The following is a 10,175-nucleotide window of genomic DNA, read 5'->3' on the forward strand; positions in this document are numbered from 1 at the left end:
TGGCGTTCGGCCAGCACCCGGTAGAGCTGCACGGCCTCCTCGGCCGCGGTGAGGCCTTCCTCGCGGCGACCCAACGCCCCCAACCGGACCGAGACGTTGTTCAAGCTGGTTGCGAGGGCGGGTTGGTTGTTGGTGTGGCGGTAGTGCTCGGTGAGGGCGTGGGTGAGGGTTGCGGCGGTGGTGGCGAGTACGCGGGTCTGGTCTGGGATGGCGTCGTGGAGGGCGGCGAGAGTGTCGGGTGGGGTGGTGGGGGTGGAGGCGATCTGGTCGAGTGCGGTGATCAGGGGGGTGGGGTTTTCGACGCGTGTGGCGACTCGGACCGCGGCCAGGTGCAGGGTGGGGTGTCGCACGCACCAGGTGGTGAGTGTGTCCGCGGTGGCGGTGAGGGTGGGGTGTGCGGCGGCGCGGGCGCACACGGTCAGCAGTTGCTCGGCTTCGCCTTGGTTGTCGGTGGTGGCGGCGAGGGTTTCGATGACGCAGTCGCGGGTCGGGTGCAGCATCAACCTGCCCACGAGTTGTTCGGCGAGCCGGTCGGGTCCCAGCCCGGCGTAGGAGCCGATGGCCTGTCCGGGGTAGAGGCTCATCAGCCAGTCCCGGATCCTGGTGTGGATCAGGCGTGGCTGGTCGATGAGATCCGGTATCCGCGCCAGCACCCGCCCGAGTTCTTCGCTGGTGGTGGCGCCGAGCACGATCGTGGCCGCCAGGACGTCCTTGAGCGTGGCGATGCCGAGGCTGTCGAGATGGTGGCGGGTGGCGGTGGCGCTCCAGTAGCGGTGTTCGTGATCGAGGATCCGGTCTTCCAGACTCTGCTGACCCGCCACAGGCGTTGTGGTGGGGTGGCCGGTGTCGAGCAGGTCTGCCAGGGCACCCATCTGCACCCCCAGCACTGTCGTGTCGTTCCCGAGATCCCGATACGGTCCGGCCAACACTCTGGTGGCGGCTTGGGCCCACAGGACCCCTTCCAGATCGGCGAGTCGAGGAAGCTCGGCCGCGAACGCGCGCACGGTGTCGCCGTAGGTGGCACGCCGGGATTCGGGGCCGTCGTCGAGCGGGAGCAGGAGGGTGTGGCGGGTGCGGGCGGTGAGGTCACCGACCACGTCGCTGGTCGCGCCCAGTTGGGCCCACCATTCCCCGACGGTGCGGGCCAGCAGCAGTACCTTCACCGGCTTGTCCCCGACGTGGGCGGCCAGTTCGGTCAACAGCACCCCCACCTGCGGCACCCGCGCTTCGGCGTAATCGATCACCACCAGCAACGGGGTCACGACCTGCCCGAGCACCCGCAGTCTCTCGGCGGAGTCGATGGCGGGATCGAGCCACAGCACCGACCAGCGTTCCTTACTCGCGGCGAGTTCGGTACCGAGGTGGTGAGCCAGGCGGGTCTTGCCCTGCCCGCCCGGACCGTGCACCAGCCACATATCCACCCCGGGCCCGGACGCCCAGGCGCGCAGGTCGGCGAGCACCTCGGCGCGGCCACGGAACTCGACCACCGCGCGACGCGCGGTCAGCAACGTCGCCGGCGTGCCCGCCACCGTCGCCACACGGGTCGGGGACTGGTGATCGGCCAGGCCCTGCAACTCCACCGGCGCCCACTCCAACCCCGCGGTGCCGCAGTGGCGTTGGACCACCTCCCGGAATCCCGTCTGGGCCAACAGGACATAGGCGGGCACCACACCGAGCGCGGCGTAGCCGCGGTGATCGGGGTCGGTGGCCACCACCCCGGTCAACACAGACCCGCAATAGACCGCCGCCCCGGAGATCCCCTTCCACGGCGACTCTCCCAACGCGGTGGGTGGATGTTCGATCAGATGCAGGATGTGCCGATGGCCGTAGCCGTCGCCGGGATTGAGAGTGCCGGTCGGCTGCTCGGTGTCGGCGGCCTTGCCCACCTGCTGGGCGAAATCCGGTAAACCCCAGGTGCGACACGCGATCCCGGGCTGGTAGGTGACGATACGACCCCAGATCACCGGCCGCATCCGCGGCGGCTCCCACTCGGGGTCCTCGATCTGCACCAGCGCGGCATCGCTCGTGCCGTCCCCACGCCCGCACCAGGCCACCGACGCGGTGTACACGCCGGGACGACCCGGTCGAATCACCGTCACCTCGGTGGTGTGCTCACCGACCACATGCGCCGAGGTCAACACCAGGCCAGGCGCGATCAGATACCCCGAACCCGCGCCCGCGCCGGTCACACCGACCAACTGCTCCCACCGCACCCGCGCAACCCCTCCTATACGCCGGGCCCGCCGACCCGATCCTCGTGGCTACGGCTCGTAGCGCTCGTCGTCGGCGCCCGGCACCCGCTGTTGCCGGTCACTGCCGACCAACACACCCCCGCCACCCGGGCTCTTCGGGGTCAGGGTGAGGGTGACGCGGTGTTTGCGGGTGTGCCCGGCCCCGGCTTCCGCATCCCCGGTCACCACCCACGCCTTGAACCCCGCCTTGGCTTTCGCGTCCCGGCGCAACTCGACCTCGAACGACAACTCGATCGGCCCGACCTCGAAATTCAACCCCGCCCCGACCCCCTTCGCCGATGCCGCGAGCAACTCATCACGCAACGCCGCGACCGCGTCCGCCAACTCGATCTCCATGACCACCCCTATCGCCATCGGTAGCACCACCGCTACATTCCCGCCCATCCTGCACCCACCACCACAAAACACGAAAAACCGTGCACCAACGCTTGTTTGGACGGGCCAACCCCATCGGCGCCATCGCCTCACCACGTTCGGGAATCGTTCATCTACCGAACACCCGCCGGACCGGCGCCGGACGCGACGTCCCCGCAAGCGCGAATGTTCGGAAACCCGTTCGTTTTCCGGTAGAGCCGCACCCGGTTGTCGAACACGTTTACCGAACGCTCGGAGGGGTGTGGATGGCATTGGTCGGTCTCGTTCGCGTCAGCACGAGCAAGCAAGAGACTCTGCGCCAGCACGACGACCTCGATCCGATCTGCGTGAAGGTGTTCGAGGAGAAGATCAGCGGCAAGCTCAAGGTCGCCGACCGGCCGGGCCTGCAGGCCGCGCTCGACTACATGCGCCCCGGCGACATGCTCACCGTCCAGGAAGCTGACCGCCTCGGTCGCAACCTGCTCGAGGGCCTGACCGTGCTCAACGACCTGTTCCAGCAAGGTATCTCGGTGAAGATCCTGCACGGCATCGCCGCCGGCGAGCACACCGAACGCAGCCTGATCCTGGACCTGGCGCTCGCCCTGGCCGAAGACCGCCGCCGCGACATCGCCCGCAAAACCCGCAACGGCCTGCAAGCCGCGGCCCGCCGCGGCCGCAAGGGCGGACGCCCACGCGTGGTCGACGCCGACAAACGCCGCGCGATCCTGGCACGCCACGCCGAAGGGCAGTCCCGGCGCGAGATCTCACGCGGTTGCGTCAGCCTCGCCGTCGTGCACGGCGAAGTGAAAGCCGCCCAGCTAGGAACGGCGCCCGCGGCGGAGTAACCAGGACGGCGGCGGCCTATCGCCGAAGTTGTCCGATAACCAGGAAACGAACCGTGCGCGTCGCACGGCGTCCGGCCAGATCGCCCGGCCGTCCCCAGGCGACGTTGCCCCGATAACCGTGGTTATCAGGCAACACATCCCCGACGCCCTGCCGGACGGGATTTTTGTCGCCTCGAGAAGGTCCGTCGGCGCGCCGTCCAACTACATCTCGCTCTGGCGGCCATCGAGGCCGATGCCTATACCCGCATGTCGGTATGGGTTGTGGTGCCGTAGTGAATTTCGAACACTCCGTCGCCGATCGGTACGGAGTCTCGTTCGATCTGCTCGATCCAGCGATCCGGCCAGCGTGTTGTCACCTCAGACCATCGCACCCCGTCCAGCGGCACCCCGGCGAGGTCGACATCTCGCAGGTCGGCGCGGGTGAAATCGTTGAGCATCTGCTCGAGATACCCGAGATGACTCATGAGCTCGGCCAATGCGATGCTTACCTTCCCATGCACCATAGACCGAGACAGGGTTTCGAAGTCACGCCCCGCGTAGCGCGCCATCGTCACAGCCTCGTCAGCATGATCGAGTATCCGCAGCAGGAACTTCCAGGCCACGGAAGCCCACTGGTTGGGCCCCGTAGTCTCAACGGTGCAGCTCGGCTCAATCGGCCAACTCTTTTCCACCACTTCCACGAGTCCATCGAATAGAGCTGAGCGGTCGGACTCCTCAGCTTGTTGGAAGATCCGTTTCACCTCTGCGAGATAGCTGTCGACGGCTTCATCTTGTGCCTCACGTCCGCCTGGGGCTTTGCCGTGCTTATGGATCTGCTCCTGGATGGGTGCGAGGAGCGCCTGGACGTACATTTGCGCGAATCTACGGCTAGAAATCCAGTCGAAGTCCACGTTTTGCCGGTTGAAGATCGGCTCGAGGTATTCCCGGACTTCGCGGAGATGGCCCTCGTCGAGAAGGTCGTTCTGGCCGACTGTGAGTGCGAAGCGCGCGGCCGCACCCAGCTTCGCCGCGTACTGGGCGCGCAACACCAGCCGTGTCGACAGCGGCATGAGCGCGAGTGCATCGGAAGCCCACTGCAACGAACCAGCGTCCTCGTCTTCGTCTTCCGGATCCGGGTACATCAGATCAGTGGGGAGTTCCGCGGGCAGAATGGCTGTCAGACCCGCCTCGATGTCGATTTCGCCGCGCACCTTCTCGACGAAATCGGTGTGCTGTTCATCGAGAAGCACCTCGCGCAGGCCGGCCTCGATGTCGAGCCGCTCGGCCAGACCGGCGACGAAGTTCTGATGCTGTTCGGCCATCCACCGGTCCCGCGAACCGCGTCCGTGTAGGGATTTGGTCATTGCCCCGCGCTCCTGTCTCGATGAGTCGCGATGTTCTTTCGAGCCTTTCGCAGGTTGGAGCGGACGGTTGCCGGGGGCAGGGACAGCTGTTGGGCGATCTCACCGGGTTTGTATCCCTCCAGGGTCCAAGCCATCACTTGCCGTTGCCGCGGTGGAAGGGCGGCCATCGCGGCAACGAGGTCGTCCTGTTCTACCCAGTCGTCGACCTCATGCGATGATCCGAGAAGGGCCGACCGTTCCGGCTCGGCGATCAGGTCCTCGGTGATGCTGGCAATCCGGCGAACGAACTCTCGGCTGGCTACAGTCCGCGCCCAAGTCTTGGGATACTCGGTGGTCGTCCAGTTCCGCCATGCCAGAATCATCGTCTCCTGCACGATGTCGGCCGCGTCGACCGTCCGCGCGCCATGCAGGACAAGAAACCCGACGAGCTTCGGGGTGAAGTCACGGTAGAAGGCCCGAAACGCCTCGCGCTGCTGGGCATCCGGGGTTGCCCGTGCCGAGGGGATCGTGGGCGGCAGTCGCACGTCGGCGCCGCCGATCTGATCAGGCTCGTCCATCATCGCCATGCTCCATAGTCCGGCCCACGGTCAATCTGGTGCGCAGGCCTGCCGGGCCATGCTGGGTGTCCACACTGCTGTTCACCGGCAGCACCTTGACGAGCTCGACCATCTGGCGCCGATGGCCGCGCAGCTCGGTGGCCTTCCACCGTAGCCGTAGCCATACAGCAATGAGCGCCAGAACATTTCCTCCCACGATCAGACAGGCGAGCTCCACACTCATCCGACTTCGTTCCTCTCCTCGCACTGGGGTGTCACAAAGGTAGAGGCGTCCGCGGGCCCGAACGTGCACCGCGCGTCCGAAATTCAGGACTCGGCGACGTCGACCACGGTCGGGCGCGACTGGTAGTCGCGCCGGTGTACCAGGATCGGATGAAGCCACCGGACCTCGGGCGTCTGGGCCTCACGCGGGCCGGTCCAGTAGGTGTGCCAGTGCGCCCGGCGCAGGTGTGCACGAACCCGGTCCCCGCCGCCGTGCGCACTATGTTCGTCGCCGCCGTCGCTGGCGGGTTGGCGGGCCGCGTGCAAGGCGGGGCCGATATCGAAACCGAGATCGATGACCGTTCGAGATTCCTTGCGACGGCGTCCCTTCCGCCCTCGGCGCCCCGAATCGGGCTCGTAGTCGCGGGCGTCGCGGCGGTCGCTGCACAGATACAGCAGCAGGCTCAACGCGAGATTGTGCACGCGCCGCTGGTCGGCAGCAACCAGCGTGCCGAAACTGCCGTACTCGGTGGCGCGCTCGATCAACGCGTCGACGCTGTAGGTGCCCGACACCGGCACCAGCACGGTGGACTCGTCGTGGCTGGGATGCCCGCCCTCGTAGTGGATCCTGCTGGCCAGCGCTACGACCAGCTGCTCGACGTTCGGGTCGGCGGTCGAGCAGACCGCCTCATGCTTGGTCATACCGGTGATCAGCATGCCGACGAACATCGGCTGACCGACCACCGCCACCGGACTGCCGGCCGCCACGGGGGCGGGGATCGGGGTCGGGAAGACTACGAACGGATCCGGATGAGGCAACCGGGCGAAGACCTCGCAGGGCACCGCGGCGCGGGTATCGGTCTCGAGGAGGCTGTCGGCGAGCCCGGGATGCACGCGATACACCACTCGATGCCGCCGCCACAGCCTGGCCGCTTCAGCGGTCATCACGCTGAGGGCGCACAGGTTGGCGAACTGGGCGCCACGAACCGCTTCCAACCGGGTGAGCAAAAGCCTCCCCCGCGCGAAAGCCTCCGGCCCGTCGGCGGTCATCGTCGCGCGCAGCTCGTCGAGGGCGACCGCGAACTCGGGATTGCTCCGGCCGACGTTGAGCACCTCGATGGTGTCCTTGACGTACTGCTCGGCCACCTGCACGGCCTGCTTGGCCGACAACGCCTTCTCCATCCCCACCACCGAAGTGTGGCACCACCCACTGACAGAGATCCGTTACCTTGCAGAACCTTCGACACGTTTTCCAACAGCTCGGATGTAGGCGCGAGCAGGACCGTTCGGTCGACGAGGCAGACGTCGGTAAATCGAACGATTTCCGACACTCTCGATGTGTCGGTTACGAGGCTGGCGCTGGAGCAGGTGGCCAATCCTGTGGCTCGACATTGGCGGGCTTCTGGCTGACATCTTGGTCCCAGTCGAACACCGGTACTGGAGGACCCCACTGCTTCGGGCTGACGAACGAGATGGTCCCAGTACCGAAATTCACCTTCACGAACGAAGCGCCGCCGAAGAAGCTCGCCCCGTCGAACCAGGCGTTGTCGGAGAAGGTCGCCCCGCTGAACCCGGCGTTGCCGGAGAAGGTCGCCCCGCTGAACCCGGTGTCGCTGGAGAAGGTCGCCCCGTCGAACCAGGCGTTGTCGGAGAAGGTCGCCCCGCTGAACCCGGCGTTGCCGGAGAAGGTCGCCCCGCTGAACCCGGCGTTGCCGGGGAAGGTCGCCGCGCGGAACCCGGCGGTGCCGGAGAAGGTCGCTGCGTTGAACCAGGCGTCGCGGGAGAAGGTCGCCTCATCGAACCAGGCGTCGCGGGAGAAGGTCGCCTCGCCGAACACAGCGTCGCGGGAGAAGGTCGCCCCGCTGAACCAGGCGTTGTCGGAGAAGGTCGCCCCGCTGAACCGGGCGGTGCGGGAGAAGGTCGCCCCGTCGAAGCCGGCGTCGCCGGAGAAGGTCGCCCCGCCGAACCGGGCGTCGCGGGAGAAGGTCGCCCCGCCGAACCGGGCGTCGCGGGAGAAGGTCGCCTCGTCGAACCAGGCGTTGCCGGAGAAGGTCGCCCCGCCGAACCCGGCGTTGCCGGAGAAGGTCGCCCTGCCGAACCGGGCTGAACCCGAGAACGTCACATTGCTGAGGTCGACGTCTTCGAGATGTGCTGTGCGGAAGTCGAAGTCGCTTGTCGACCAGCTGTACTCGGCTGAGGGGCGGAGGTGGTCGGCGATGACACGGACGGTGGTGGCGCGGACTTCCCGGTCGTTGTGCCGGTATTCGAGATGGTGCTCCTGGTCGTCCGCGCGGGTGCCGTCGGCTGTCGCTCGATGCTGTTTGACGACCAGTTTGCTCTGGTGGTTGGCACCGAGTTCGGGGCTGTATGGCAGGCGCAGATAGCCGCACAACACGTCGATGCACTGCTGGCGGCGCAGTCCCTCGGATTCGTCGGCGACGCCGGCCATCGCGTAGACCCCGGCGATGCGGACCGCGACATCGGTCGCGCCGAGTTGGGCGGCCGCGGCGCCGAACCGTTCGACGAACCGGGACTGCTCCAGATCGCGTTGGCGGCGGTAGGCGATCACCAAGGCGACGACACCACTGACTCCGGCGACGACGGTCAACGCGACTCGGGTGATGTCGATCTCGGCGGCAGCCTTGCTCGCGTCGACCGGAGTGATCCACCGCAGGAACCCATAGGCGACGAACGCCACACCGAGCCCGGCGGCGAGAGCGAGCAGGACCGCGGGAAGCAACCGGATCCGGCCCGCACGGCGCCCGATCGCCGCGCGGGAATCCTTGCTCAGTCGCGCGCGCAGAGCGGTTGATCTCGTACGTGCCTGTGCGCGAACCGCGCTCACCCTCCCGGCCATCGCACGATTCTGCGCGATACGGGTGCCTACCACCCAGTAGTTCACCCGATCGCCGTGCGGCCACAATATCGACTGTCGAAGAATCGATCGTTTCCGACGCGTGGCTGTCGAGATGGCAGCCGGTTTCCTTACCTGGAGCACTCGGCCTCCGGCGTTGCGAATGCCATACGTCGGACCGCAGGGTTCGCGGACACGATGGCCGCGCTGGTCGGCGTGCACGCGGGGCTCCGTGGTGACGACGCGCCTACGCGCAAGAATTGGCCGATTTCGAAAGCGCAGTGGCAGCACTGCTCCAAGAGAGCCAGTCCGCGCTCTCGCTCTACATCGGCGAAACCCTCACGGAAACGTTCCGCGCTCGCAGCGGCGGTGGTTTGAACCCAGCCTTCGGCGATCGGCGCTCCAGTTGCTGTGCGACCAATACCCGGTAAACCAGCTCAGCGAAGACGACGGGGAAGATCTTGGCGAGATCGACCAGACGCTGCGCGAGGTTGCCCCGGATATCGAACCTATGACGGAAGAAGACATTCCAACCGGACTGCCCGAAAGCCACTGGCGGTGGTGGCTTCCCAGTGGAAAGCCCGCCGACACCGAAGAATGGGAATGTGGGATGAACCCGAATAGCACTTCCCGAGTTACGTGTTCACCGCTTCGGCGAGGCGGGGAAGTTGGCGGAGGGGATTGTGGCGTTCGACTTCCATGCGTTGGTCGGCGTCGAAGATTTCGCTGAGAGCGGGGGCGGGGTCGTGGTCGCCGGTTTGGGGGAGGGTGGCGGCGCTGAAGGGCCAGTCGGAGCCGAAGACGATGTGGTCGCGGCTGGTGACGGCGAGCACGCTGGCCATGGCGGCCGGGTAGCCGCTCAGCGCGGTGTCGTAGTAGAAGCGCGAGATCTGGTTCTGGATGTCGAGGACGGATGGCTTGGGCAAGTCCTGCGGCCACAGGTCGCCGAGTACCGTCTGCGACGCCACGCCGATGCGGTGCGACAGGAACGGCAGGGTGCCGCCCGCGTGCGAGAGCTGGAACCGGATGTCCGGGTAGCGCTGGGTCATGCCGGTGACCATCATCATGGTCGCGGCGCGCGTGGTGTCGAAGGTGAACTCCTCCATGAAATCAGGAAGGGGGAGTTCGGGTTTCGCGTCGGCAGGGATGGCAGCGGGATGCACGAAGACGAACGCGCGGCGCTGGTTCAACGCGATCATCAGCGGTTCGTAGCGCGGGTCGCCGAGGTAGACGCCGTCATAGGCCGAGAGCAGCACCACACCGTCGAGGCGCAGGGTCTCCAGCGCGTAGATCGCCTCCTCGATGGACGCGGCGATATCCGGCATCGGCAGTACCGCGAACGCGCCGAAGCGGGTGCGGTGGGTCTTGATCAACTGGGCGGCGTAATCGTTGCAGTAGCGGGCCAGATCGTTGGCCTCCTTGCCGTGCAGGAACGACACACCGGGATCGGAGACCGAAAGTGCTTGCGCCTGAATGTCGTAGTAGTCCATGAAGGCGAGCGCGTCCTCCGGCGACCACGTGGGCGTCGGGTAGCCGCCGATGGTGAAGTGGCCGTGCGCGAGCAGCGCCGCGCGGTAGTCCGGCGGCAGGAAATGCGCGTGCAGGTCGATGCGGTAGGTGCCGCTCGGGGCGGGCTGCCTGCGGATGGGTGCGGCTTGCGCACGCGCGGCGGAGAATTCCGGCGCGGCCCCGAGCGCGGCGACACCAAGGGTGCCCGCGGCGACGCCACCGAGCATGCGCCGACGAGACAGGGTGGACTCGGTCATGAG

Annotated in this window: 9 protein-coding genes; 1 reads left to right on the forward strand and 8 read right to left on the reverse strand. The window is 66.9% G+C overall.

Going from position 1 to position 10,175, the window contains the following annotated elements:
• Both T333_RS19510 and T333_RS19515 read right to left on the reverse strand, forming a co-directional pair.
• Nucleotides 1-2,213 (reverse strand): P-loop NTPase (locus T333_RS19510; protein ID WP_496425363.1); only part of this gene is annotated, 2,213 nt, incomplete at its 3' end.
• Between the two features lie 48 nt (nt 2,214-2,261).
• The gene (locus T333_RS19515; RefSeq protein WP_496425364.1) at nt 2,262-2,606 is read right to left on the reverse strand and encodes a trypco2 family protein; all 345 of its coding nucleotides are present in this window, start codon (nt 2,604-2,606) and stop codon (nt 2,262-2,264) included.
• Between the two features lie 266 nt (nt 2,607-2,872).
• Between T333_RS19515 and T333_RS19520 the strand changes: the two genes are divergently transcribed.
• On the forward strand, nt 2,873-3,451 hold the full coding sequence (locus tag T333_RS19520) for a recombinase family protein (protein WP_496425365.1): 579 nt from the start codon (nt 2,873-2,875) through the stop codon (nt 3,449-3,451).
• A 236-nt stretch (nt 3,452-3,687) separates the two neighbouring features.
• Here the strand turns inward: T333_RS19520 and T333_RS19525 are convergent, their stop codons facing one another.
• The 6 genes from T333_RS19525 to T333_RS19550 all read right to left on the reverse strand — a co-directional run bounded on the left by T333_RS19525 (nt 3,688) and on the right by T333_RS19550 (nt 10,172).
• A complete protein-coding gene (locus T333_RS19525) occupies nt 3,688-4,752 on the reverse strand; it encodes a hypothetical protein (RefSeq protein ID WP_496425366.1) in 1,065 nt (354 codons plus the stop codon).
• 38 nt (nt 4,753-4,790) lie between these two features.
• The gene (locus tag T333_RS19530; RefSeq protein ID WP_496425367.1) at nt 4,791-5,360 is read right to left on the reverse strand and encodes an RNA polymerase sigma factor; all 570 of its coding nucleotides are present in this window, start codon (nt 5,358-5,360) and stop codon (nt 4,791-4,793) included.
• Nucleotides 5,338-5,574, reverse strand: coding sequence for a hypothetical protein (locus tag T333_RS19535; protein ID WP_496425368.1), 237 nt, complete (start codon nt 5,572-5,574; stop codon nt 5,338-5,340). Before T333_RS19535 ends, T333_RS19530 begins: the two co-directional genes overlap by 23 nt.
• Nucleotides 5,575-5,657: 83 nt before the next feature.
• Nucleotides 5,658-6,734 (reverse strand): AcrVA2 family anti-CRISPR protein, encoded by a 1,077-nt coding sequence (locus T333_RS19540; protein WP_496425761.1) that lies wholly within the window; start codon nt 6,732-6,734, stop codon nt 5,658-5,660.
• A gap of 163 nt (nt 6,735-6,897) precedes the next feature.
• Nucleotides 6,898-8,409, reverse strand: coding sequence for a pentapeptide repeat-containing protein (locus T333_RS19545; RefSeq protein ID WP_496425369.1), 1,512 nt, complete (start codon nt 8,407-8,409; stop codon nt 6,898-6,900).
• 632 nt (nt 8,410-9,041) lie between these two features.
• Complete coding sequence (locus tag T333_RS19550) at nt 9,042-10,172, reverse strand: amidohydrolase family protein (protein WP_496425370.1); 1,131 nt, start codon at nt 10,170-10,172, stop codon at nt 9,042-9,044.
• Between the last annotated feature and the right edge of the window lie 3 nt (nt 10,173-10,175).

The sequence above is a fragment of the Nocardia sp. CNS-044 genome, assembly GCF_059570515.1.

Bases quoted from the DNA above. Each gene is read 5' to 3' on its own strand.
- T333_RS19520 (WP_496425365.1), top strand. From the start codon at position 2,873: ATGGCATTGGTCGGTCTCGTTCGCGTCAGCACGAGCAAGCAAGAGACT.
- T333_RS19515 (WP_496425364.1), bottom strand. From the start codon at position 2,606: ATGGCGATAGGGGTGGTCATGGAGATCGAGTTGGCGGACGCGGTCGCG.
- T333_RS19525 (WP_496425366.1), bottom strand. From the start codon at position 4,752: ATGGCCGAACAGCATCAGAACTTCGTCGCCGGTCTGGCCGAGCGGCTC.
- T333_RS19535 (WP_496425368.1), bottom strand. From the start codon at position 5,574: ATGAGTGTGGAGCTCGCCTGTCTGATCGTGGGAGGAAATGTTCTGGCG.
- T333_RS19530 (WP_496425367.1), bottom strand. From the start codon at position 5,360: ATGGCGATGATGGACGAGCCTGATCAGATCGGCGGCGCCGACGTGCGA.
- T333_RS19550 (WP_496425370.1), bottom strand. From the start codon at position 10,172: ATGACCGAGTCCACCCTGTCTCGTCGGCGCATGCTCGGTGGCGTCGCC.
- T333_RS19540 (WP_496425761.1), bottom strand. From the start codon at position 6,734: ATGGAGAAGGCGTTGTCGGCCAAGCAGGCCGTGCAGGTGGCCGAGCAG.
- T333_RS19545 (WP_496425369.1), bottom strand. From the start codon at position 8,409: ATGGCCGGGAGGGTGAGCGCGGTTCGCGCACAGGCACGTACGAGATCA.